The following is a 25,477-nucleotide window of genomic DNA, read 5'->3' on the forward strand; positions in this document are numbered from 1 at the left end:
ATTTATACGCCTGATTCGAAAATCAGGCGCTGTGGTATCAGACTAACGCTTCATCATTTAACGAAATACCCCCAATATCAGTATCACTCCAGATCACCACATCGCCTTCATCACTGGAGAAGATGTAGCCTTGTAGTTCATCAATATCAACGCCCTCAGCCTCATATTTATCACGAAGCTCAACGTCCATATCTTGGCTACTTAAAGTGTTATCTGATTGGGTCCAATTGCCATCCCCTGTAAGGTCAATATTTTCACTGCCGACCACCAAGAAGTTATTCTCAAAGGGATCATCGTTATCATTACCGATAATGCCATCACCATCACTTTGCTGATAAATTTGATCCAGTGACAGCAGTAACTGAATATCACTGACGCCGTCTTCGACAATAAAGGCTTCCATGTTTTGGATGCCAGCGCCTGTCATATCAATAATTTCGTCATTCACACTAGAGACTTGCAGTACATCAAACCCATCGCCACCGTCGTAACTAAAACTATCGCTATTCATGCTGCCGTCGGCATGACTAGCAAAATCATCTTTATCAAAAACAATCGTATCATCACCTGCACCGCCAAACAGTTGATCTGAGCCACTACCGCCGTCTAATGTATCGCTGCCACTATCACCAAATAAAATATCGTCACCGCTACCACCAGCAAGTACGTCGTCACCACTGCCGCCATACAGCTCATCATTTGCGCTACCACCCTCTAGCTTGTCATCACCCTCACCGCCAAAGAGCAGATCGGTACCGCTACCACCACTAAGTTGATCATTACCGACATCGCCAAAGAGCTGATCGTTACCGCTACCACCACTGAGTTGATCATTACCGACATCGCCAAAGAGCTGATCGTCACCGCTACCGCCACTGAGTTGATCATTACCGACATCGCCAAAGAGCAGATCGTCACCGCTACCACCACTGAGTTGATCATTACCATCATCGCCATGGAGTTGGTCACTACCACCACTGCCAACGAGCTTATCATCACCCTCGCCGCCAAACAGTTGGTCATTACCGCCACCGCCAAAGAGCTTATCGTTACCCGCTTCGCCATAGAGCATGTCGTCGCCAGAGCCACCGCTTAACGTATCGTTGCCGTCACCGCCAAAGAGTTGGTCGTTACCACTGCCGGAGCTGAGCGAATCATTGCCAGCTCCGCCCTCGAGTAAATCAGACCCCGATCCAGAAGTGAGCCTATCGTTGCCCTCGCCGCCTGAAAGCTGGTTATTACCGTTGCCTGCATTTAGGTTATCGGAGCCGTCACCACCACTGAGATTATCATCTCCTCCACCAGCGATGAGCACGTCATCTCCTTCGCCACCAGAAAGAGTATTATTACCCGAACCAGCCTCAAGCCTGTCATTACCGTCACCACCCGATAGGTTGTCATGCCCGGAACCTGCAATGATATAATCATCCCCATCGCCGCCAGTCACTGTATTGTCGCCATCACCTGCGCTTATGGTATCGCTGCCTGCGCCACCAGAGATAGCATCGCTGCCAGCACCTGCAACTATAGTGTCATTACCGTCATCACCACTGATTTGGTTATCGCCATCTCCAGCATCAATACTGTCATCACCCGCACCGCCACTGACAATGTTATCACCCGCACCCGCATCAATACTGTCATTACCGTCACCACCAGAAAGGATATCACTGCCACTGCCGGTAATAATGGTATCTTCGCCGACGCCAGCTTCGACAGTGTTATTGCCAAGAGTGGACTCTAAATGATCATTGCCTTCGCCACCGATTAAGCTGTCATTACCACTACCGCCATAGATAACATCATCACCCATGCCACCGTCTAGCGTGTTATCACCTAATTCGCCATGCAGTTCATCAGCGCCTTCACCGCCTAACAGGTGGTCGTTTCCAGCTCCGGCAAAGAGCTTGTCCTGTCCTGCGCCACCTTCAATAGTATCGTTACCGTCGCCACCAAGGAGCACATCATCACCTTCACCACCCGCAATGGCATCATGTCCGCTGCCGCCATCAACAAAATCACTGCCTACCCCCCCGATGACATTATCATCGCCATCACCAGCAAAAAGTTGGTCATCGCTATCACCACCATCTAATGTGTCATCGCCTGCACCACCAAAGAGCAGGTCAGCTCCAGCTCCACCTGATAAGGTATCATTGCCGCCTTCACCGAAGAGTTGATCGCTACCTTCACCGCCCGCTATATTATCGTTGCCTTCACCGCCAAAAAGCAGATCCTCTCCCTCATCACCCGATAAGGTATCGTTGCCGTCGCCACCGAACATGACATCGGCGCCTAAGCCGCCTGATGCAATATCATTACCAGTGCCGCCATCAATGAAGTCATCTCCCTCTTCACCATGTAAAATGTCGTGACCATCGCCGCCATAAATGACGTCATCACCGGCTCCCGCATAAACGGTATCGGCGCCAACACCACCGTAGATCTCGTCTTTACCATCACCGGTACTAATTGTATTTTCGCCGTCTTCGCCAAAAACTTTATCATCGCCATCACCCGTAGAAATGGTGTCAGTTCCACTTCCGGCAAACACCATGTCATCACCGGAGCCAGTGTCAACGGTGTCATCACCTGCGCCGGCAAACACCAGGTCGTCACCTTCTGCCGCTAAAATAGTGTCGTTACCACCATCACCATAAAGTTGATCATCGGCAGTGCCACCAATTAGGGTGTCATTGCCTTCACCCCCGGCAAGCAAACCGGCTTCATTTTCAGCGTATAAAGTATCATTGCCCGCACCGCCATACAGCTCATCGTAACCTTCACCGCCGACAAGCTCATCATCACCATCACCACCAAATAGTTTGTCGTTACCAGCGCCGCCCATCAGGACATCGCTACCAGCACCAGCATAAATAGTGTCATCTCCGGCTTCACCTAAGAGGGTGTCATTGCCTGCATCACCTACCAGAATGTCTGCGCCAACTCCGCCTGACAGTTGATCTGCACCGCCGCCGCCAATGAGGGTATCGTCGCCTTCACCACCAGTAATGACATCATCACCTTCACCGCCGTCAAGTAGGTCATTACCGACATCACCAATAAGCGTATCTGCACCGCCGCCGCCAATTAGGATATCGTCGCCTTCACCACCGTCTAGATGATCAATGCCTTGACCCCCGTGCAGCAAGTCATTACCTAATCCACCTTCAATGGTATCGTTACCATCTTGTGCATATACCGTATCGTGACCATCTCCTGCGTTGATGGTGTCATCTCCAACTCCTCCATCAACAATGTCATCACCGGCACCTGCGATGATGGTGTCGCTGCCCGCACCGCCAATAAGCACGTCATTACCCTCTTCTGCGGTAATAGTGTCATCGCCGCTACCCCCATCAAGGAAGTTATCACCACTGCCTGACAACAACTCATCATCTCCTTCGCCGCCACTGAGAGTGTCGTTACCCGCGCCGCCTGCTAACCTGTCCGCACCTGCGCCACCATAGAGGGTGTCATTGCCAGTGCCACCGGTAACAAGGTCATCACCATCTTCTGCATAGATGATGTCATCGCCTTCGCCACCGGTTATGCTGTCATCACCTGCGCCCGCATAAATTTGATCATTACCCGCCCCAGCAATAACCGTGTCATCACCTGCATCGGAGAAGATAACGTCATCACCGCTGCCGCCATCAATGGTGTCTGCGCCAACACCGGCATAAACAAAATCATTGCCGTCACCAGCATCAATGGTATTGGTACCCGAGCCTGAATAGATCTTGTCATCACCACTTCCGCCCGTCAGCGTGTCGTCACCATCACCGGCATAGAGTGAGTCGTGACCACTACCGCCATCGATGGTATTGTTACCATCACCCCCAAACAGGGCATCATTGCCCTCACCACCATCGATAATGTCATCACCGGATTCGGCATAAACTAGATCATCCCCCTCAGCCGCAATAATGGTGTCGCTATCACTGCCGCCATAAATCGTGTCGTTACCACTGCCACCATCTAATATATTCGCGCCAGAATAACCAAACAGAACATCATCACCTTCACCGCCAGTCAGTACATCATCACCGTCACCGGCATGGAGCTCATCATTACCAGTACCGCCGCTTAACGTATCACTGCCCTCTTCGCCAAAAAGCTTGTCGTCGCCTTCACCACCAACGAGTTGATCATCACCACTGCCAGCAAGCAATACATCGGCGCCAGTGCCACCGTCTAGTTGGTCATTTCCTGACCCTGCTATCAGCGTATCCGCACCGTCTCCTCCCGATAAAATGTCATCGCCTTCGTCACCTTGAAGGGAGTCATTGCCATCCCCGCCACTTAACTCATCAGCGCCTTTGCCGCCTAACAGTGAATCGTGTCCCCCACCGCCAATCAGTGTGTCAGTGCCGTCATCACCAATGAGCAGATCATCACCTTCTCCACCATCAAGTGTGTCATCACCCAGCTCGCCCATTAAGGTATCGTTGCCAGCACCGCCTTGGAGAGTATCACTGTCATCGCCGCCCATAAGAGTATCTTCCCCCTCACCACCAGTGAGTAAGTCATCTCCTTGCCCGCCCATTAACAGGTCATCACCGGCTTCACCGTGCAGTTCATCATTGTTAATGCCACCATCAAGCTGATCGTTGCCGTCACCACCAAATAGCTGGTCCTCGCCTTGCTGCCCCATCAGGTGATCATCACCAACACCACCGTCGAGCACATCATCATAGGTATTGAGTGCCACCAGCTCGACCGAATCAATATTCACTTCAGTGTCGCTTTCAATTCCTGAGGCAACAAATTGCAGTTCAATTGTGCCTGTGGCATCCAACTGTTCGCTGGTCAGTTCAAAATTTATCTGTATGGTGCCGTCTGCAAGTTGGGTGGCAGTTCCTGATGCGGCAACCACCATGTTGCCATTTTCATCGGGGAGCAGAATGTTGATGGTAAGCTCCGCGCCATCTTCTAAAATGGGACTGTTATCTGCAACGGAGACATTTAGAGTAAAATTATTGCCGCCACTGCCCACATAACCCCCTATATCTATAATCTGGCTTGTAGGCGTATCGACGGTCACAGGTTGAAGTGTATCTCCCGCACTGAAAACATCTTGCTCGACGCCCCACGCTGTCGTTTCGGCATTCTCAACAACCGGAGTTTCAGAATGCTCCTCTAGCCCTTGGTCGCCAAGGATAAAGTCCTTGCCCTCCTGACCTGAAATACTGTCATTGCCCTCGCCACCGACTAAGTAATCATCACCAGCGCGACCATCAATGATGTCATCACCTGTGAGTCCCTCAATATGATCATCAAAATCGGTGCCGACCAATACATCATTTTGGTTAGTATCATCCATGACAGAATTCCTTCTTTAAGTAGGTAGTAGTTTTAAAACCAATTAACTTTCTCTGAAGGCAAGCTCGAATGAGCTGCCTAACGGCGACAACAAGTACTCCAATAACGTTCTTGGCTGTAATACGATAAACACATCGGCTGACATACCTGGGTATAACTTAATATTAGATTGCTTGCTATCAACTGGGTTGAGCTTAACTTTGACAAGATAACCCTCTGGCTGTCCTGCAGCAGAAGCAAAAAAACGGTCCGCTGAAACATGTATAATTTCACCCGCCATAGGCGCTGCATCTCGGCTGTCATAGGCGGTGAGTCGTACTTGAGTTAATAGCCCAGGATGAACGACATCAATATCTTCAGGTCGAACATAGGCCTCTACAATCATCTCATCCGTTTCAGGTACCAACTCCATCAATATTTGCCCCGGAGATATGACAGCACCAATAGAGTGAATAGTCATGGCGACTACCGTGCCACTGTGCTGGGCAGTGATGGTGACATGCTGTTTCTTATCCGCTTGAGCAGAGAGTCTATGTCGGCCTTCATCTCTTAGCTGACGCTGCTCTTGCAGCTGTTGTGCCCAATGCAGTTGTCGATTTGAACTGTCAGCTGCGTGACCTTGATTAAGCTCCCCCAGCCTTGCTGTAGTAACATCAACTTCTGCGCGTAACTGCGCTAACAGTCCTTCAACTCCTGACTCACTGCGCTGAATAGCCAAGTGACGGGATTTAGAGACAAAGCCGTCATCTAACAAACGGGCATTCATCTGCACCTCTTCTTGTACTAAACTCAATTGTTTCTGGGTCGCTTTAAGCCTTAACTTAACGCCTTTGAGGTTGTGCTCTAGCTGATTTTTTTGGAAGCCATATTGTTGATTGAACATGCGAAAATCTGATGTTTGTCGTTCAAACATTAGCTGTTGGATTATCATTATCTGTGCAACTTCATCCCTTTGCTGATGCTCTAAAACCAGAGCTGAAAAAACTAAGCCCAATTGACTGGATAGCCCTTTACCCGCGAGTAATCGCGTAAGCCTGTCTATTTGAGCTTGTGCTCGTACCGTCTTTAATAGTATTCGTTGATAATCGGCTTCAACTTGCACATCACTTAACTCGATGAGTGTTTGTCCTTTCTCTACATGCTGACCTTCAAAAGTGAAAATTTGCTTCACTTGTCCGCCATGAAGGTGCTGCACTTTTTTGACTTGGGACTCCGCCACAAGCTTGCCTGGTGCAATTGCTGCGGCATCGATCTCGATTAAGCTGGCCCAAATAACAAAACCACCCATCGCAATAGCGATAATCGATAAACCAAAGACAATCACCTTGCGGGTATTAAATTCAATAACATCATCCATGATCTTTTCCTTACTGGTTTGCTGCAGGTTTATCGATTGATTGCACGGCATTTTCGGTGCGCTCACTTATTTCATGTATATCTGAGATGAATTTTTCTTTCGGTCCTGCCTTTTCAATATAACCATCACGCAAACAAACGACCCAGTCCATCTGCCTTAAAAAACCGGCTCTGTGACTTATCATAATGACGGTGATCCCCTGTTCCTTACAGTGTTGCAGCACTATCGCTAGCGCCACTTCGCCTTCTGGATCAAGGTTGGAGTTGGGCTCATCAAGAATTAACACTTTAGGTTTACTAAACAAAGCCCTAGCAAGGGCAAGTCGTTGCTTTTGCCCACCACTTATTTGGCTAGCGGCTTCTCCAAGCTGGGTCTCATAACCTTGAGGAAATGCGATAATGAGTTCATGTACACAGGCAAGACGCGCGGCTGCAACGATATCTTTAGGCTCCGCATCGCTGAAGCGACAGATATTTTGCGCAACGGTGCCTGAAAGTAGCTCTACATCTTGCGATACAAAACCAATATAGCGACCAAGTTCGTCACCATTCCACTGGTTTAGACATGCCCCATCAAGCTTTACCATGCCGCTGGTTGGCGCTATAATTCCCATTAGAAGTTTGGCTAAGGTCGATTTACCTGAGCCACTTGGCCCGATAATGGCCAATGACAACCCTGCTTGTAATCTAAAATTAATGTTGGTCAATACCGGTTTGTTATGACGGTCTATCGCAAAGCTTACCCGCTCTAGCAAATACTCCCCCTTGGGTGCAGGTAGAGAGGTCTTTTTCTCCTCTGGCGCTCTCTTTAACGCCACTTTTAAGCGTTGGTATGCTTGCCAGCTAGACTCCCAGTTTTTCCAGCAGCCGACGGCCTGCTCTATGGGTGCCATTGCGCGGCCGAGAATAATCGATGCGGCAATAATCTCACCAGTACCCAGTTGTTGTGTCAGAACAAGCCCAACACCTATTCCAATAATGGCGACCTGCAGCAGGGTCCGTGTTAATCGAGTCAGTACCAACATCACGCTAACTTTGTCTGCCACACTCCACTGCAAACCCAGTAACTGTTGATGCCCTTTTTGCCAGTGTTTAGCGACGTCACCCGCCATTCCCATCGCTTGTAATGAGCTTGCATGCCTTAAAATATCGTTGATCTGCATACTGCTTTTAATAACGGCTTTAGTCGCCGCATCTTGTGGCGGCTTAGCGGCGGCTTTAACTCCGAAGGCTAATAACGACAGCACAATAGCACCCAATGTTGCGGTAATGCCCAGTAGTGGATGCAAACCAAATAGCACAATAAGAAAGATAATCACCCATGGGGCATCAAATATTGCCGTGGTTGAAGGGGTAAGCAGTACGCTTCTTACTTCACGAACATCGAGCAAACTTTGCTTGCTGATACTCCCTTGCCGCGCTGATTCTTTAATCGCTTCATGCACTAAGAGTGAGCTCAGCTTCATTTCAAGTTTGAGACCACTTTGCTGCATTAATTTATTGCGTACAAAGTCCAAGGAGGCCTGAACAATAAGGAGAAATACAACGATGAGGGTAAGATTGAACAGGGTATGGTAACTGGAGCTTGCGATGACACGACCAAACAGTTGCAAACTATAAATGGGTAATGCCAACATCAACAAATTGACAAAGAGACTAAATATCGCCACATACTTTAATTCCATTTGTAGTGAGCGAATAATACTATTGAAGTGATTATTCATATATTCGCACTCCATTGCGAAAGATACTGCAGGGGCTTAGGTGATTCTTGATTAAGTTATTCTTAGTATAGCCAACCGCAAAATTTAATTTGCTTAAGACAAAAAAAATCCCCTACTCAAAAAGTACGGGATTGATTTAATTAATAAAATTATTCATTATTTTACAATTGTCGTTAGCCAAGTACGGCGAGTAACACTCCTGCGGCAACCGCACTGCCTAACACGCCGGCCACATTCGGCCCCATTGCATGCATCAACAGGAAGTTTTGATTGTTAGCTTCAAGACCTACTTTATTAACCACTCGCGCCGCCATTGGCACCGCTGATACACCCGCTGCCCCTAGCAGTGGATTGATCTTACCCCCTGACAGCTTGCTCATTAGCTTAGCCATTAACACGCCCGTCGCCGTACCAATACCAAAAGCAACCGCACCGAGCACCAAAATGCCTAAGGTTTCAATTTGCAGAAACTGATCGGCAGATAATTTAGAGCCCACTGCAAGTCCGAGGAAGATGGTGACGATATTAATCAGCTCATTTTGCGCAGTGTTAGATAATCTATCCACTACACCCGACTCGCGCATTAAGTTACCTAAACAAAACATGCCGACTAATGGTGTTGCTGCTGGAAGAAACAAAATCGTTAACCCTAGAACCATAAGTGGGAAGATTATTTTTTCCATCTTACTCACTTCACGCAGCTGCTCCATCTTGATCTTACGCTCAGATTCTGTTGTTAGTAGTCTCATAATCGGTGGCTGAATAAGCGGCACTAATGCCATATATGAGTATGCAGCAACCGCAATGGCACCAAGCAGATCAGGCGCCAGTTTGGAGGCCAAGAAGATAGCTGTTGGCCCGTCCGCCCCTCCAATAATCGCAATTGCGGCGGCGTCTTGCATGGAAAATTCAAATCCTGGCACCAGGTTTAAGCCTATTGCCCCGAGCAAGGTGGCAAAAATACCAAACTGCGCTGCCGCGCCAAGCAATAACATTTTAGGGTTAGCAATCAATGCTCCAAAATCAGTTAATGCGCCCACCCCCATAAAGATCAGCAGTGGGAAAATCCCCGTTTCAATACCCACATGATAGGCAAAGTAGAGCAAACCGCCTTCATCGGTAAATCCAGCATTAGGAATATTGGCTAAAATAGCGCCAAACCCTATGGGTAATAGTAATAACGGCTCAAAGCCTTTTCCGATAGCGAGAAACAGTAATAGGCAACCAATACCCATCATTAACACTTGGCCTGGCGTAAAATTGGCAATGCCGGACTCAGACCAAAAGGCAATTAATCCTTCCATGACGACTCCTAAGCTAAGGCTAACAGCTGACTACCAACTGATACCGAATCGCCCTCTTTAACCCAAACCTGAGAGATCACTCCATCAGCCTCGGCCCTGACTTCGGTTTCCATCTTCATCGCTTCCAAAATAATAACCACATCGCCCTCTTTTACCGTGTCACCCGCAGAAACATGCACTTTAAAAATATTACCTGAGAGTGGTGCATTCTGCTCTAGCTTAACGACCGAGGTATCAACCGCGGCAGGTACAGCAAAAGGAACCACGTTTTCGGCAGGCGTAATCTCACAGATGTCACCACCTTCGGCCACTTCAACAACAAAGCGCTGGCCTTGCACTGTGACAGTATAGGTTTCCGGCCCTTGCTTACTTGCCGCTGCAGCCTGCGCTTTTTTAGCTTGCTCAAGCGCTTTTGCAGCCACTTCTGGCTTAGGTTCAAATGCATCTGGGTTATTGCGGTTTTTAAGAAATTTCAACCCGATTTGTGGGAATAATGCGTAAGTTAATACGTCATCGTCCACCTCTGTTGATAGGATGATTGCCTCAGCGTTGGCCTTTTCAGCTAACTCAAGACGTAATCGGTCCAGCTCTGCTTCAAGCAGGTCTGCAGGACGACAAGTAATTGCCTCAGCTCCCGCTAACACCCGTAGCTGCAACTCGCGATTCACCGGGGCTGGCGTTGTACCATATTCGCCCTTTAGCACGCCTTCAGTCTCTTTGGTGAGCGATTTATAACGCTCACCAGTTAACACGTTAATCACCGACTGAGTACCGACAATTTGCGAGGTTGGCGTTACTAAAGGTAGGAAACCCAAGTCTTCGCGAACACGGGGGATCTCTTCTAACACTAGATCTAATTTGTCAGCGGCACCCTGCTCTTTAAGCTGGCTTTCCATGTTGGTCAGCATACCACCGGGGACTTGGGCACGAAGAATGCGCGGATCAATCCCCTTAAGCTCACCTTCGAATGCCGCATATTTTTTGCGTACAACTCTAAAGTAAGCGGCTATCTCTTCCAATAACGCCATGTCATAACCGGTTGCTCTGTCGGTATCTTCGACCATTGCCACAAGCGTTTCCGTTGCGCTGTGGCCGTATGTCTGACTCATCGATGAAATGGCGGTATCAAGGACATCAATACCCGCTTCAATCGCTTTTTGATATGTGGCGGTGCTCAGGCCTGTTGTTGCATGGCAATGCAGCGAAACAGTCAAATCCGTTTGAGATTTGATTTGGCTAATCATGTCAAAGGCATCGAATGGCTTTAGTAATCCAGCCATATCTTTAATACATAAGGAGTGGCAGCCCATGTCTTCAAGACGCTTAGCCATGTCAATCCAAGTAGCCGTGGTATGTACTGGGCTAGTGGTGTAAGAGATGGTCCCTTGGGCATGAGCGCCAACGTCAACGACAGACTTAACGGCAGTTTCAAGGTTACGCACATCATTCATGGCATCGAAAATACGGAATACATCTACACCGTTAGTGTGAGCACGTTCAACAAAACGGTTAACTAAATCATCAGCATAGTGGCGGTAGCCTAAAAGGTTTTGTCCCCTAAGCAGCATTTGTTGCGGCGTATTAGGCATGGCCTTTTTAAGCTCTCTAATACGTTCCCATGGATCTTCACCAAGATAACGAATGCAAGAATCAAACGTTGCACCGCCCCATGATTCAAGCGACCAAAAGCCAACTTTATCGAGCAATGGTGCGATGGGTAACATATCTTCGGTACGTAACCGAGTAGCGAGAATGGATTGGTGAGCATCTCTTAAGACGACATCGGTTAAAGCCAGTGGCTTGCTCATGGTAAACTCCCTACTTATTATGCTTTTTGACGGTGTTGATGAATTGCAGAGGCGATAACGGCTGCCATTAAGGGGCTCACTGCGGGTTTACTTACTGCCGGTTGGCGAGGTTTATCGGCTGCTTTCTCTTGGGGTACAGGCGCATATTTTTTCGCAACAAGCTTCATTGCCAAAATCAATATACCTAAAAATACAAACACCAAAGACATGCCGAGTATCATGATCCCTAGCGCATCGGTTAACTGCTCTGATATTGTTTCCATCTCTTCCTCTCACCAGCCCTAAATTTACTTAGAAAAAATCGCTGCAACCAAGTTGCCCGCATTCTAGCTGCCCACTTTACAACTGCGCAACCAAAGTAACGTAAAATGGATATTTATGCACTGCCAGATCGCAAATTATGCATTTTTTGCGACTACGATCGAATAGTGAATAGCTCAAGGACGCGTTTAGCAATCAAAAACAATAACCAATCTATAACAAAATAGCGAGCGCTTTGTAAATTGGTCATACCAAAAATAATGTAAATATCACACCACTGATGATAATTCTTCAATTTACAAGCACAATAAATGATGATTCATTAGCTTTGTCGCGGATCAGGCTAGATATTTATAATCTGAATGTTGAATTGAAGGATAATGATTTCAGCTATGAGAACAGAGATGCAATAAAATGGTGCAGATGAAATTTTATGCAGTCATCGACTAAGCTAACAGTGTCATTTAAATGAGTTATCGACAAGCACATTATTTTATTAGATATCTAAGCGCTTCTTTGACGGAAAACTTCTCCCCCTCTTTGGGTTTGAATGGATTGCTATTGTTTTCAGCTGCAGAGCTAAAGCATGCGCTAAATAATTCCGATATAAGCTGGTGTTTTTTAAGCTGCTCTGCTGAAGCTGGCAGCGGTAACGAAGGTTTGATTATTGCAGGTGCAGATAGCTTGTCACCACGTCGATACAATAGATTGATAAACTCTCGCCAATTTCCGCCTAACAGTGCTGTGGTTAATTTAACGCGTAGTGGCAGTATTCGATTTTTTAATCCAAGCAAAATCAATAAAATGGTTGTAGATACGACCAGCGCAAACAACACCACATCACGACCGGTACTGCTGCCGGCTACATTGAGCTCCTTTTCAGCGAAGTTTAATCGATGTAAACCAAAGTCAGGCTCCCACCACATAACCTCTTCTCCTCCAACAATAAATTTACCGCCGTCTTCGACAATATAATGAAGCTCTTGACTCAGTATTGCGCTGTTTTCTCCACGGTTATTGTTGTCAGTCAGTTTGGCTTCAAGCGCAATCACATTAACGCCATCGGGTGAGGTCATTAAAATTCGGGGGATATTCATTGCAGGGAGATTAGCAACAGAGATTTTGATTTTGCGCTTAATCACATCACCAACATTATAACTAGGCTGCGATAGCGACCACAGGTCCTCAATCAATACCGATTCAGAGACGATATATTGTTCTGCATTTTTAAGACTGCTAGGGATATGCGCGTAAAGAGCTACCGCGTCCGACATCAAGGTTACAGTCTTAGACTCTCCACTGCTGCTATCCATGTATTTGATTTTAAATCTAACGCTCGGCACTTCAATAACGCCTTTATGTTCAGGGTAAAGATACAGATCCCAGATCTGAGAAGAGAGCGTTTGCCCTAGGATTGTTCTGCTGCCATTAATCGCAAATGAAGAGGTTTGAGACAATCGAGCACTGGACATCGAAGGTAAGTCAAACTCAGTGCCGCCGTTAAAAAAGCCGTTAACCAGCAGCTCAAATCGCAACACAATTTGCTCACCGACAACAGGATGAACGTTAGACACTTGAGTCAATATTTGGCTCGATGGCGTTACTGTGTTTACAGTATTAGTCGCTGCAATATTAGTGGCTATCGCACTACTGCTGATCCAAACCATAGCAAAGAGAAACAGTGCCACACGCTTACACTGCAGCGCTAAACGAAGAGTAAAATGGCCAGCCTTGCTAATCATTTCTCTCCTCCTTAGTGTTAGTGTTGCTGTCCGCCTTGGGCGCTAATGAGCTAGATTCTTGTTGAGACATGTTGTACTGAGCTTGGAACTTTGCAGCTAAAAACTGCTGTGGATCTTTACTGATATCCCTTAACCACTGCTCTTTTTTGGTGTCGCTATTTAATAACTCCTCAACTGATAACTGCTGTAGCTCAACTTGTATTTTGCCCACTTGCGGTTTATCAGCGCCAAGGTTCATGTCGGTCATATCGTCGGGGTTAATCGACTCTGGTGGGTTTTCCTCTTGTTGGCTCTCCCCTAGCTGCTTTATGTCTTCTATGAGCTGAGTCACTATTTGTAAGTTCTTTCTAGCACCAGGGAAATCAGGGTCTATCTCAAGCAATAATTGATATAGCCTCTTTGCTTTACTGTAGTTACGCCCACGAGTGTAGGTCATTGCTAGATTAAAAAGGCTCTGTAAATCGCCCTGCTGTCGATATAACCTAGCCGCTTTGCTGTACTCTTTTGCTTGATAATAAGCACGAGCCTTCCAGCTAGGATCTTCAAAGCGTAATGCCGCTGCTTGATAATCTCCCCTGTCGTAATAGTACTGACCCTGTTGATCGGCACTAAAGAACCAGTCAAGCCATTGTGCGTGCGCTGGCGCTGGTATCAAACTGACACAGAGCACGATAGCAGTCGTCCAATACAGACTAAAACCTCGGCGAAAAAACACCAGTAACAGCAGTGCTGCCGGATAAAGTAACCAATATCCTTGATTAACCAGCTGACTTGATTGGCCAATTGCGGCCTGTTCAAGCTTTGATACTTGCTTAAGCCAACGATCACCGCCAGACAACAGGCTATCAGCTTTGATAACCGTAAAGCCAAGCTGTGTTGCAACAGGCTCGGCTGATGCCGTCAATGAGGCAAATAGCACTCGTGCATCTTGTGCAGCAGTGAACTTTGCCAATGCTTGTCCTTGGCCTTGTCCTTCAAAACCATCCGATAAAATGAGTAAGTCAAAACCAAACTCCTTTGCATCGGGTATCGCTGCAATAACACCAATCAAACTATCAATATCATCACCTTCAACCGGCATGATTTGCGGCGACATATAGCCCAAATATAGGGCTAACAACTCGAACTGATCTGATGGTGGTAATACTTGGTGACTGCTGCCTGCAAATGCTAGTAACGAAATAGGCCTTGAACTGCCGCGCATTAACAGTTGCGACGTCAGTAACTTTGCGCGCTCTAGGTGGCTTATGCTTCCTGCACTCTTTAACATCGATGGCGACAGATCTACCGCAATAATCAACGGCGCTTTAATATCATCGTCACTGGGTTTTAGCCAGCTTGGTCCCGCCAATGCAATGATGATCAAGCTTGCCGTGAGCAACGTTAGCCCGATAGGCGCTTTAGTGGCGCTTTGACTATTCTGCATTGAGAATACTTTTGCTAGGTGAGTTGCTATTACCCCTTCTCCAGCTTGTTGTTGCGCCATTTTTCGATTGCGCCAAAGGCCATACATGAGTAAACCTATAGGCACGAATAGCCACAACCAAAGTGGCTCTACAAATGCAAAACTACTTAACATCAGCCCGCCCCTTACTTGCCATCGCCGTTGATATGCTGAGTGCTAACCACACAAAGATATAGATAACCAGCATAGGTCCCATCAGCCAAGGGTAAAGGTCTAGCTTAGGTAAGTAACTTTGTTGCTGATACTGTGCCGGTGCAATTTGATTCACCTGTAGTAAAACCTGCTCAATAGCGCCAGTGCTATTACCTTCGAATGCGTGGCCAGCGGTGATATTGGCAATTTTATTGAGGGTATTAAAATCGACTTTGTCATCTCCCTCGGTATCAACTGAGCCCATGCCTAAGGTAAAAATTTCTATCCCATCGGCTGCTGCCATTCGGGCGGCATCCACCGGATCTAACCTAGAGCTTGTATCGCTACCATCGGTGACTAATAACAGTATTCGCTCAGTGCTTTTGGAGCCATCAAAGGCACGAATACTCAAGCCTATCGCATCACCAATTGCGGTAGCAGGGCCTGCCATCTGCGTATCCATTTGATCTAATAATGTCTGCCAAAGCACAGTGTCTTCAGTAAAGGGCACTTGCAAATATGCCCCGGAACCAAAAACAATCAGCCCTAGCCTATCGCCGCTACGCTGCTCTGAAAAAGTGTTAAGTAACGATTTTAGAGCCACTAAACGAGAAACTGTCCCCTGCTCATTTAACTGGTAATCCTCTTGCTCCATCGATTGAGACAGATCGACCGCTACCATCAAGTCTCGCCCCGTCTTTTGCGTGACGACCGGCTCACCTAACAATACTGGTCGTGCTAAACAGATGATGATCGCTATCCAACTCAGCAGTAATGCCATTGCTTGAATACGTTTTCGCTGTTTAACTTGGCTACCTGACGTGGGAGCTTGCCCTGTCGCTGCCACTAATCGAGCAAAAAAGGGCACATAGATAGAGGCTGCAGGCTGCAGGTAGGCGGGAAATATTCGGAACACAAAGGCCGGTAACACAATAAGTGCAAGCATCCATGGATATTCAAGACTGATGTTCAAAGCGATGCTCCTTTACCCAACGCTGACATAAATGATTCAGCTGAGAAAAGTCTCTCTCTGACAATAGCTGCGAAATGTGTTTAGCCGATTGATAGTTTAACCCTTCAAGTTGTTGTACCTGCATTTCGGTAAAAATATCTCTTGGGCTACTATTAACTAAGACGCGATACCAAAGCGCCCCAGTCTGGCTTAATTTATCGTCACTCAGTTTCGCTAACATTGCCGTGCGACGCATGACTTGGTTCATGACTGCCGCATCTTGCACTGTCATAGATTGCAATTGCCTCAATGCAGCTCGTCTATAGGCATTGGCTATCCAGCGCCGCCTTTTTCGAACAATTACCACGACCAAAAATAGTAATACAACAAACATTATCCCATACCAACCTGGTTCTAAAGGCCACCAGAGGATTGATTCTGGCAGCGGTATATCCACCAGTTGAGTCACCAAGTTCATCGCGGTTCACCCATTAATAAACGACTTAACTGAGTAATCACAGGTTCATAGGTATTAACCAGCCCCACAGGCAATGCGCTGGTTAGGGTCGCCTTTTTCAAACTCGCTAAGCGTTGCTGATAAAGCTCATCGTATTTCAGTTGATTGTGGGCATTGGCTTGAATATTAATTTGCAGCTCCCCGTAAGAAACACTCAAACCATGGGCTGCCGTTAAATCATCTTCAAGCGGATCTTGGATAACAAAAAGCAGTACATTGGATTTTTGGGATAGCACTTCCAACTCTGCTAACTCCTCAATTTCAACCCCCTCTATATCAGTGATTAATATCATTACACTTTGGCTGTTTAACGTAGCGATTAGCGGTCTAACTTGAGAGAGTAAAGAGCGGGTTGTTGTCGATTGTTTACTGTTTTTAAGTGATGCTAAATCCAACTGATTATTGGCAGTCACTATCGCTTCGAGTAGCTGAATAACATTATTGCTGGAACGTTTAGGTGGCATTTGTACCATATCGCGACAACCGATAACTGCGCCACCGACGCGATCTCCACCATCAAAGACTTGCCATGCTAACAACGCCGCCAAGTGAGCGGCAGTCACCGACTTAGTATTCACTTGGCTGCCAAAAAACATCGGTAAGCGTTGATCTACAATAATGTGTACGGGTCTGTCAGTTTCTTCAGAGTAGACTCTCACATAGGGTTTACCTAGTCGCGCTGACACTCTAGAGTCGATTTGGCGTATGTTGTCTCCCGCTTGATACTGCCGCAGCTCTTCAAAATTCAACCCACGACCTTTTATACGCGATGCATGTCTACCCGAGAGCATTCCTGCGGGTCGATAACGCGGCGACAATGACAAATGACGGCTATCTTGTCGTAGCTCCAATAGCGCACTTAAATTGGTATAAATTCGTGGGTCTTGTTTGCTCATAACTTGCTCACAGTTAATTCATAAGACCGGAGTCACGCTGACAAGCTCTCTAACCACATCTTGAGCATTTTTACCGTCAGCGATAGCGGCATAGGAAAGCATGATCCGGTGACTCATTACGGCCATTACGACCGCCCTCACGTCATCAGGGTCAACATAGTCTCTTCCCTCAAGCACCGCATGAGCACGTGATGCCTTATCAAGCGCAATAGAGGCTCTTGGGCTGGCGCCAATTTTTATGTATTTTTGTAACTCACTCTGAGGGTATCTTGCTGGCTTTCTGGTTCCCATCACTAAAGCGACGATATATTTTTCAATACTCTCAGACATAAACACCTCATGCACTAAGCCACGCGCCTGCATAATCAAGGCTTCGGCGTTATCTATCTTGATGGCTGGACTATCATTTCGAACTTCTTGCCCTCGGGTTAAGCGAATGATCGCAAGCTCTGTGGCATCTTCAGGGTAATCGATCACTATTTTAAATAAAAACCGGTCCATTTGAGCTTCAGGTAATGGATAAGTTCCCTCTTGTTCGATCGGGTTCTGAGTCGCCAAAACCAAAAATACAGCTTCCATTGGATGACTAGTATTACCGATGGTGACCTGCCGCTCTTCCATTGCTTCAAGCAGAGCAGACTGCACTTTAGGGGGGGCTCTGTTGATCTCATCCGCCAGTAAAATATGGTTAAAGATGGGACCTGGATTAAAATCAATTTGGCTATTACCGGAGGAAGATAACGCTTCATAGCCAATAACGTCCGAAGGCAGCAGATCGGGGGTGAATTGCACTCGGCCTTGAGATAGGTGGAGCAGATTAGCAAGTGTTTTAACTGAGCGAGTTTTTGCAGTACCAGGCAATCCCTCGAGTAGCACGTGTCCATCAGCCAACAGTGCTAATACCAAGCCTCTTACGACATGCTCTTGACCTAGCACCTGCTGCTGTAAGGCAATTTGTAAATCACTCAGCTGTGAATATATCGCTTGGCTTTCCATACAGTGGCTTTCCTTTTTACCCGTTTCCATTTTTAAAGGGTACTTAGCATTAATGAGTACCCTTTAAAAATAGAAAAAGGGCGCAAGCGCCCTTAATAATACAAACGGCTATTTACTTGCAGGCTGCTGCAATTTCTCCATCACTTGGTCTAAGCTGAAGCTTGCCGCTTTTTGACTTGGTGGATATTCCTTAAATGTCTTAAGGAATTTACCGACATAAGCTTGGGCCGGAACCAACATAAACGCTCTGTCTAACATCCAATCCCAGTAAGTATTCGAGGTGATGTCGGCATTTTCGTATGGATCCATTCTCAAATTATAAATTTTTGGCAGTCTTAGCACGACAAAGGGCTCAGCCCACAGTGCTAACGTACCGCCCATTCTCTGCTCCATAAAGACCAGCTTCCAGTTTTGGAAGCGCAGCGCAGCTAGGTCGCCATCATCAGTAAAGTAGAATATCTCTTCACGGGGCGCTTTTTTATCTTTACCGGTCAAATAGGGTAAAAAGTTATAACCATCGAGGTGATTTTTGAACGTCTTACCGCCTGCTTTATGGCCCTTTAATAGCTTATCTTTCACATTGCTATCACCCGCTGCTGCGGCAAAAGTCGGTAACCAGTCCATATGGTGCATAATGTCATTTGAAACGGAACTAGCTGCTATTTGTCCAGGCCAACGTATCATGGCTGGTACACGGTAAGCGCCTTCCCAGTTGGTGTTCTTTTCTCCTCGAAATGGCGTCGTCCCCGCATCAGGCCAGGTATTCATATGGGGGCCGTTGTCGGTTGAATAAAAGACAATGGTATTGTCTTTTATGCCCAACTTATCAACGGTGTCGAGCAATTGCCCTACATGGTTATCATGCTCAATCATACCATCGGTATAATTACTCAAGCCACTTGAACCTTGTAGTTCAGATTTAACATGGGTACGGAAATGCATACGGGTGCCACTCCACCAAACAAAGAATGGCTTCTTGGCTTTTACCTTTCGTTCCATGAAGTCTATCGCTGCAGCAACCGTCTCATCGTCAACGGTTTCCATACGTTTCTTCGTCAATGGGCCTGTGTCTTCAATCTTACCGTCAGCAGAAGATTTGATGACGCCACGTGGACCAAACTTTTTACGAAACTCAGGATTCTTGGGGTAATCAATATTTTCAGGCTCCTCCTCAGCATTGAGATGATACAAATTACCGAAGAACTCATCAAAGCCATGATTTGTTGGCAAGAATTCGTCTTTATCGCCTAAGTGATTTTTACCGAATTGGCCAGTTGCATAGCCCATAGGTTTGAGGATTTCTGCGATGGTTGCATCAGAGGCCTGTAAACCGACATCGGCTCCAGGCATTCCCACCTTAGATAAACCGGTACGGAATACACTTTGGCCAGTAATAAAGGTAGAACGACCCGCAGTACAAGATTGCTCACCGTAATAATCGGTGAACATCATTCCCTCTTTGGCGATACTATCAATATTGGGGGTTTGGTAGCCCATCAAGCCAAAGGTATAGGCACTGATATTAGATTGACCAATATCATCCCCCCAGATAACGAGAATATTGGGTTTGTCAGCCGCAGCTGCGCCGAAGGAGATTAACCCTGCGGTAACAGATAGCAGAGCTAACTTTTGGGTAAACTTATTGCGAAGTAGCGTCATGAAAGATCTCCGTTCTTTAATACAAACTTGTTTTTATACAAACCTGAATTCACCCTGCGCAAAAAGCGACTTCCAGAATGACTACGACAAATATAGTTGCTAACATTGAAATCACACGTTAACAGGGTGTAACCAACCAAACTTACAACTGTTAACCTCTAACTATAGATTAATTACCTACAAACAAAGCAGTCTTCTGTGATTTTCATGCTATTTATAAAATCGGTCTTTCATTCTTAGCTGTAGAATAAATCAAGAACAAAGTTTTTTGTTAAAGTATTTCCAAGGTTTACTCAACCGATCATGCATACAAAAGCGAGTCAGATTGACTTAGTGGAACCGAGAGAAAGGGAGGGGAAGTAATTAAATTAGCAATATCGGTACAGGGCGTTTATAAATACGGAGCTAAATTTCAGGCACAAAAAAACCGCTTTAGTAAGCGGTTTTTTTGTATTTAAAGAATGGCGGAGAAGGAGGGATTCGAACCCTCGATGGGATTTAAAGCCCATACTCCCTTAGCAGGGGAGCGCCTTCGGCCACTCGGCCACCTCTCCGCAAAACATGGTGCGCGTGAAAGAAATCAACGTTCCTTCCACCTTATTAGTTATCAGATACTTTATCTAACGGCACTAAAAGCGCGAAATCTGTAAGCCTTATATGGTGCGGATGGGAGGAGTCGAACCTCCGACCGCCTGGTTCGTAGCCAGGTACTCTATCCAGCTGAGCTACATCCGCATATATAAAGATAAAACATTTAAAACAACTTAATGGTGCGGATGGGAGGAGTCGAACCTCCGACCGCCTGGTTCGTAGCCAGGTACTCTATCCAGCTGAGCTACATCCGCATATATTAAGGTAAAACATTTAAAATACTTAATGGTGCGGATGGGAGGAGTCGAACCTCCGACCGCCTGGTTCGTAGCCAGGTACTCTATCCAGCTGAGCTACATCCGCATATATTAAGTATTAAGGTAAAGCTTCTAAATGATTCAATGGTGCGGATGGGAGGAGTCGAACCTCCGACCGCCTGGTTCGTAGCCAGGTACTCTATCCAGCTGAGCTACATCCGCTCATCAAAACATTTAAACACAAAAGTAAATTATGGTGCGGATGGGAGGAGTCGAACCTCCGACCGCCTGGTTCGTAGCCAGGTACTCTATCCAGCTGAGCTACATCCGCATCGTCGTTTACTTTAAGAAATGGCGGAGAGGGAGGGATTCGAACCCTCGATGGGATTTAACGCCCATACTCCCTTAGCAGGGGAGCGCCTTCGGCCACTCGGCCACCTCTCCGTTTCTTGGCGCACATATTACTGTTTGCCGAAAATAAGTCAAACCATTTTTAAGAATCTATTTCCGTTTGAACTGTTTTTAAGCATGTTGCCTGTATATACGCCTAAGAACGGCCATAATGAGACTTTTCATATCCGAGAAAATAAAAAAGCCAGTTAAAAAACTAGCTTCTAAAATTCTCAGTAATCATCAGACTACAATCAGAAATTTCCGCCTTCTGGAGCGGTACCTGATTTTTCTGCTTGAATGCGTTGATAAATCTCTTCACGATGGACAGAGACCTCTTTAGGTGCATTTACACCAATTCTTACTTGGTTACCTTTAACGCCTAATACAGTGACCGTAACTTCATCACCAATCATCAGTGTTTCACCAACACGACGAGTCAATATCAGCATTATTTTGCTCCTTTAGTTCCTAAATCTGCTTTATACGGCATTATTCCGCTATATACTTATTATAGAGTTAGCTTAGTACAAATTAACAGTATTCAATTTGAAATACGCTAATTAATTGCACCTTTACTGCCTTCATCTACAGTTTTAACATCAAAACCCTACAAGCCATATTAAAAAATTCTGCACTAAAAAGACTATGATCAAATATAGGGATTGAACAGACATAAAAAAGTTTTTAAAACTATTTCAGCAACCGCCCTACACTCAACTAGCCACACAACTTTTTATTGTCGCAACCAACCATACCAAAGTTAACTGGTATATCTACTAGTTTTCGCGTAAATAGTGATATTCATGCAATTAGTTTGCTAAACATACGCACTATCATTAGTACTTATGCTAGCTTTTACCCCTCAGACAACAAAAAACGCCCATAAAGAGCGTTTTCCAAACTTTCATTAAACAATCGAGCGATTAAGCTAACTTGTCAGCAATCCAAGGGATGACACTATCAAGTGCAGTTTGGAGGTTTTCAGGCTGACTACCGCCCGCTTGCGCCATATCTGGACGCCCACCCCCTTTACCACCGACTTGAACAGCAATAGAAGCTACAAGCTCGCCCGCTTTGACCTTCCCAGTGAGATCTTTAGTCACACCCACGATTAGATTCACCTTAGCGTCGCCTGCGATACCTAATACCACAATACCAGACTTAAGCTTCTGCTTGAGCTCATCTTGCAAGCCACGAAGTGAGCCAGCATCAACACCTTCAAGCTTCTTAACTAAAACGTTAATGCCATTGACGTCAATTGCTTCACCCGCTAGATCGGCACTGGTTGCAGCCGCAAGCTTATCTTTTAACTGTGAAAGCTCTTTCTCAAGAGATTTAGCCTTGTCCAGTTGCGCCTTAAGCTTTACAACAACAGAAGCACTATCGCCCTTCAATAATGACGCTGCTTCTTCAAGTTGAGCTTGTTGCTTAGTAATGTAAGCCAGTGCCGCAGCACCCGTTACCGCTTCGATTCGACGCACACCTGCTGCAATACCACCTTCAGAGGTGATCTTAAACAAACCGATATCGCCCGTACGTCCGACGTGGGTTCCGCCACAGAGTTCAATTGAGAAATCGCCCATCGCCACAACACGAACTTCGTCGTCATACTTCTCGCCAAATAACGCCATCGCGCCTTTCTCTTTGGCTTGCTCTATGTCCATCACTTCAGCGGTTAAGGCGTGGTTACGGCGGATTTGAGTATTGACCAACGCTTCAACCTCTTTAACTTCTGAGGCTTTAACAGCTTCAAAATGAGAGAAGTCAAAACGTAAACGCTCAGGGTCGACTAATGAGCCTTTCTGAGAGACATGCGTGCCTAGCACTTGACGCAGCGCTGCGTGAAGTAAATGGGTAACAGAGTGGTTTAACTCTGTACTTTGGCGACTCTCTTTATCCACATGAGTAGAGACTGGCTGACCTACCGGAATTGAGCCAACCGCTAGTTTTCCGATATGACCAATTGCTTGGCCGTATTTTTGAGTATCGGTAACGTTAAACTCAATACCATCAGCAATCAGTAGACCTTTATCGCCACACTGACCACCAGACTCACCATAAAACGCTGTGCTGTCGAGTACGATTACCGCTTCATCACCTGCCGTAAGCTCGCTGACTGATGCACCCGTTTTGTAGATAGCGGTGACTATGGCTTGATTACTAAGCGCCTCATAACCAACAAAAGCACTCTGGGCATCAATCTTTAGGCCATCATTATAATCTGTTTCAAATTGACCTGCGGCTTGAGCGCGACTTCGCTGCTGTGCCATTGCGCTTTTAAAACCCGCTTCATCGACAGTAATATTCCGCTCACGACAAACATCAGCGGTTAAATCGACAGGGAATCCATAGGTATCATATAATTTGAAGGCTGTTTCACCGTCTAATACATCACCTTTCAGATTCGATAATGCATTATCAAGAATGCCTAGACCGCGCTCGAGTGTACGAGCAAACTGCTCTTCTTCAGCTTTAAGCGACTTTTCAACAATCGCTTGAGTTGCTACTAACCCTTTAGCAGCATCGCCCATGACATCAATCAACGTCGGTAGCAACTTATAGAAGAAGCTGCTAGTCGCGCCTAGTTTATTGCCGTGACGAACAGCACGGCGAATAATACGACGCAATACATAACCGCGGCCTTCATTTGACGGCATCACACCATCAGCAATTAAAAATGCACATGAGCGGATATGATCAGAGATCACCCGCAGTGATTTATTCGCTAAATCAGTAACACCTAGGATTTCAGCCGTCTTTTTAATTAACGCTTGGAAAATATCGATCTCATAGTTTGAATGCACGCCCTGCATAATCGCAGCAATACGTTCAATTCCCATTCCAGTATCGACAGAAGGCTTAGGTAGCGGGTTCATGTCACCATTTGATTGACGGTTGTACTGCATGAACACGATGTTCCAGATCTCAATAAATCTGTCACCGTCCTCTTCTGTTGTACCAGGACGGCCGCCCCAGATATGATCGCCGTGATCATAGAAGATTTCAGAGCAAGGACCACAAGGTCCGGTATCACCCATCTGCCAGAAGTTATCTGAAGCATAAGCTGCACCTTTGTTATCGCCTATGCGAATAATATTTTCAGGTGAGACACCGACTTTATTAGTCCAGATGTCATAAGCTTCATCATCAGTTTCATAAATCGTGACGCATAAACGCTCTTTAGGCAGCTTTAACTCTTTAGTTAAAAAGTTCCAAGCAAAGTTTATCGCGTCTTCTTTGAAGTAATCGCCAAAACTAAAGTTACCGAGCATTTCAAAAAATGTATGGTGGCGCGCTGTATAGCCAACATTATCTAAATCATTATGCTTTCCGCCAGCTCTTACGCATCGTTGCGATGAGGTGGCACGGCTATAATTGCGCTTGTCTTCTCCAAGGAATACGTCTTTAAACTGGTTCATACCCGCATTAGTAAATAATAATGTTGGGTCGTTAACTGGCACTAAAGAACTACTATCAACGACCTGGTGACCATTGGTGCGGAAATATTCCAAAAAAGCACTACGCAGTGCTGCAGTGGTTTGATACATGAAACCGTCCTGAATTAGGTTGTGCAACTAGCCCGAAAAAGAGCCTAATGATAAATTTTTATGAAGAGCATTATAAGCAGTGTCATGACTAACAGCCAGCCCTGTAGGTACAAAACTGCTTAGACGACTAAAAATAAAATGGTTGTACCAATTGCATTAAGTATTTAATCAATTCAGAAACGCTCAAGCTTTTCAATTCAAGGCGCATTGACGACAGAATGATTATTCCCTTGTGAGCCAATGCAAAGCAGAAGTGGAATGCATGAGCGCTTCCCGTAGGGTGGGTTTCAAAGCGCTGCATGCTACGCCAGAAACTCTCGATATACGACTAAATGGATTTAGGAGGTAGAGTAATGCACGGAGCAATTACCGAGAATAACTATTAGCTTCAAGTTCCCTACTTGCCTTCAGCGCTTTGAATTCCCACTGAATGAACAGATTCTTAACGCAATTGGTATTGTAGCGGATCACTTAAAGATATGAGTACTGAAAGAGCGGTAAAGAAAAAGGCTAGCTTAAAAAGTAATTTTTAAGCTAGCCTAGATAATTAA

Annotated in this window: 15 protein-coding genes and 7 tRNA genes; all 22 read right to left on the minus strand. The window is 46.1% G+C overall.

All coding sequences use genetic code 11. The features are described 5' to 3' along the window. Positions 1-37: 37 nt before the first annotated feature. Complete coding sequence (locus L2755_RS03775; protein WP_283102714.1) at positions 38-5,326, minus strand: hypothetical protein; 5,289 nt, start codon at positions 5,324-5,326, stop codon at positions 38-40. Between the two features lie 42 nt (positions 5,327-5,368). Next, a complete protein-coding gene (locus tag L2755_RS03780; RefSeq protein WP_248979419.1) occupies positions 5,369-6,682 on the minus strand; it encodes an HlyD family type I secretion periplasmic adaptor subunit in 1,314 nt (437 codons plus the stop codon). A 10-nt stretch (positions 6,683-6,692) separates the two neighbouring features. Further along, entirely contained in the window at positions 6,693-8,405 is a 1,713-nt protein-coding gene (locus L2755_RS03785; RefSeq protein ID WP_248979420.1) for a type I secretion system permease/ATPase, read from the minus strand. A gap of 173 nt (positions 8,406-8,578) precedes the next feature. Continuing rightward, a complete protein-coding gene (locus L2755_RS03790) occupies positions 8,579-9,709 on the minus strand; it encodes a sodium ion-translocating decarboxylase subunit beta (RefSeq protein ID WP_248979421.1) in 1,131 nt (376 codons plus the stop codon). Positions 9,710-9,717: 8 nt separating this feature from the next. Then, positions 9,718-11,517 carry a sodium-extruding oxaloacetate decarboxylase subunit alpha gene (gene oadA, locus L2755_RS03795; RefSeq protein WP_248979422.1) on the minus strand — a complete coding sequence of 600 codons (1,800 nt, stop codon included), beginning with the start codon at positions 11,515-11,517 and terminating at the stop codon, positions 9,718-9,720. Positions 11,518-11,534: 17 nt separating this feature from the next. Next, entirely contained in the window at positions 11,535-11,780 is a 246-nt protein-coding gene (locus tag L2755_RS03800; RefSeq protein ID WP_248979423.1) for an OadG family protein, read from the minus strand. A 486-nt stretch (positions 11,781-12,266) separates the two neighbouring features. Further along, positions 12,267-13,520: a BatD family protein gene (locus tag L2755_RS03805; protein WP_248979424.1), complete on the minus strand. Its 1,254-nt coding sequence runs from the start codon at positions 13,518-13,520 to the stop codon at positions 12,267-12,269. Beyond that, on the minus strand, positions 13,513-15,099 hold the full coding sequence (locus L2755_RS03810) for a vWA domain-containing protein (protein WP_248979425.1): 1,587 nt from the start codon (positions 15,097-15,099) through the stop codon (positions 13,513-13,515). The genes L2755_RS03805 and L2755_RS03810 overlap by 8 nt, the downstream gene beginning before the upstream one ends. Further along, positions 15,089-16,090 carry a VWA domain-containing protein gene (locus L2755_RS03815; RefSeq protein ID WP_248979426.1) on the minus strand — a complete coding sequence of 334 codons (1,002 nt, stop codon included), beginning with the start codon at positions 16,088-16,090 and terminating at the stop codon, positions 15,089-15,091. The genes L2755_RS03810 and L2755_RS03815 overlap by 11 nt, the downstream gene beginning before the upstream one ends. Continuing rightward, positions 16,074-16,547 carry a DUF4381 domain-containing protein gene (locus tag L2755_RS03820; protein ID WP_248979427.1) on the minus strand — a complete coding sequence of 158 codons (474 nt, stop codon included), beginning with the start codon at positions 16,545-16,547 and terminating at the stop codon, positions 16,074-16,076. Before L2755_RS03820 ends, L2755_RS03815 begins: the two co-directional genes overlap by 17 nt. Further along, positions 16,544-17,482: a DUF58 domain-containing protein gene (locus tag L2755_RS03825; RefSeq protein ID WP_248979428.1), complete on the minus strand. Its 939-nt coding sequence runs from the start codon at positions 17,480-17,482 to the stop codon at positions 16,544-16,546. Before L2755_RS03825 ends, L2755_RS03820 begins: the two co-directional genes overlap by 4 nt. 18 nt (positions 17,483-17,500) lie before the next feature. After that, a complete protein-coding gene (locus L2755_RS03830) occupies positions 17,501-18,478 on the minus strand; it encodes an AAA family ATPase (RefSeq protein WP_248979429.1) in 978 nt (325 codons plus the stop codon). A 108-nt stretch (positions 18,479-18,586) separates the two neighbouring features. Next, the gene (locus L2755_RS03835) at positions 18,587-20,137 is read right to left on the minus strand and encodes an arylsulfatase (RefSeq protein ID WP_248979430.1); all 1,551 of its coding nucleotides are present in this window, start codon (positions 20,135-20,137) and stop codon (positions 18,587-18,589) included. A gap of 462 nt (positions 20,138-20,599) precedes the next feature. Then, positions 20,600-20,691, minus strand: a tRNA-Ser gene (locus L2755_RS03840). 104 nt (positions 20,692-20,795) lie between these two features. Further along, positions 20,796-20,872 (minus strand) — tRNA-Arg (locus L2755_RS03845). Positions 20,873-20,905: 33 nt separating this feature from the next. Beyond that, positions 20,906-20,982, minus strand: a tRNA-Arg gene (locus L2755_RS03850). A 32-nt stretch (positions 20,983-21,014) separates the two neighbouring features. Then, a tRNA-Arg gene (locus L2755_RS03855) sits at positions 21,015-21,091 on the minus strand. A 39-nt stretch (positions 21,092-21,130) separates the two neighbouring features. Further along, positions 21,131-21,207: transfer RNA gene (locus tag L2755_RS03860), tRNA-Arg, on the minus strand. 32 nt (positions 21,208-21,239) lie between these two features. Continuing rightward, positions 21,240-21,316: transfer RNA gene (locus L2755_RS03865), tRNA-Arg, on the minus strand. A gap of 21 nt (positions 21,317-21,337) precedes the next feature. Beyond that, positions 21,338-21,429: transfer RNA gene (locus L2755_RS03870), tRNA-Ser, on the minus strand. A 200-nt stretch (positions 21,430-21,629) separates the two neighbouring features. Further along, positions 21,630-21,827: a carbon storage regulator CsrA gene (gene csrA / locus L2755_RS03875; protein WP_248979431.1), complete on the minus strand. Its 198-nt coding sequence runs from the start codon at positions 21,825-21,827 to the stop codon at positions 21,630-21,632. 474 nt (positions 21,828-22,301) lie between these two features. Next, complete coding sequence (gene alaS / locus L2755_RS03880) at positions 22,302-24,926, minus strand: alanine--tRNA ligase (RefSeq protein ID WP_248979432.1); 2,625 nt, start codon at positions 24,924-24,926, stop codon at positions 22,302-22,304. Positions 24,927-25,477: the final 551 nt, after the last annotated feature.

This window comes from Shewanella abyssi (genome assembly GCF_023284025.1).
Classification (GTDB): domain Bacteria; phylum Pseudomonadota; class Gammaproteobacteria; order Enterobacterales; family Shewanellaceae; genus Shewanella; species Shewanella abyssi.

Excerpts from the sequence above, each read along its gene's own strand:
- L2755_RS03775 (WP_283102714.1), bottom strand. The coding sequence starts at position 5,326 with ATGGATGATACTAACCAAAATGATGTATTGGTCGGCACCGATTTTGAT.
- L2755_RS03780 (WP_248979419.1), bottom strand. The coding sequence starts at position 6,682 with ATGGATGATGTTATTGAATTTAATACCCGCAAGGTGATTGTCTTTGGT.
- L2755_RS03785 (WP_248979420.1), bottom strand. The coding sequence starts at position 8,405 with ATGAATAATCACTTCAATAGTATTATTCGCTCACTACAAATGGAATTA.
- L2755_RS03790 (WP_248979421.1), bottom strand. The coding sequence starts at position 9,709 with ATGGAAGGATTAATTGCCTTTTGGTCTGAGTCCGGCATTGCCAATTTT.
- oadA (WP_248979422.1), bottom strand. The coding sequence starts at position 11,517 with ATGAGCAAGCCACTGGCTTTAACCGATGTCGTCTTAAGAGATGCTCAC.
- L2755_RS03800 (WP_248979423.1), bottom strand. The coding sequence starts at position 11,780 with ATGGAAACAATATCAGAGCAGTTAACCGATGCGCTAGGGATCATGATA.
- L2755_RS03805 (WP_248979424.1), bottom strand. The coding sequence starts at position 13,520 with ATGATTAGCAAGGCTGGCCATTTTACTCTTCGTTTAGCGCTGCAGTGT.
- L2755_RS03810 (WP_248979425.1), bottom strand. The coding sequence starts at position 15,099 with ATGTTAAGTAGTTTTGCATTTGTAGAGCCACTTTGGTTGTGGCTATTC.
- L2755_RS03820 (WP_248979427.1), bottom strand. The coding sequence starts at position 16,547 with ATGAACTTGGTGACTCAACTGGTGGATATACCGCTGCCAGAATCAATC.
- L2755_RS03825 (WP_248979428.1), bottom strand. The coding sequence starts at position 17,482 with ATGAGCAAACAAGACCCACGAATTTATACCAATTTAAGTGCGCTATTG.
- L2755_RS03830 (WP_248979429.1), bottom strand. The coding sequence starts at position 18,478 with ATGGAAAGCCAAGCGATATATTCACAGCTGAGTGATTTACAAATTGCC.
- L2755_RS03835 (WP_248979430.1), bottom strand. The coding sequence starts at position 20,137 with ATGACGCTACTTCGCAATAAGTTTACCCAAAAGTTAGCTCTGCTATCT.
- csrA (WP_248979431.1), bottom strand. The coding sequence starts at position 21,827 with ATGCTGATATTGACTCGTCGTGTTGGTGAAACACTGATGATTGGTGAT.
- alaS (WP_248979432.1), bottom strand. The coding sequence starts at position 24,926 with ATGTATCAAACCACTGCAGCACTGCGTAGTGCTTTTTTGGAATATTTC.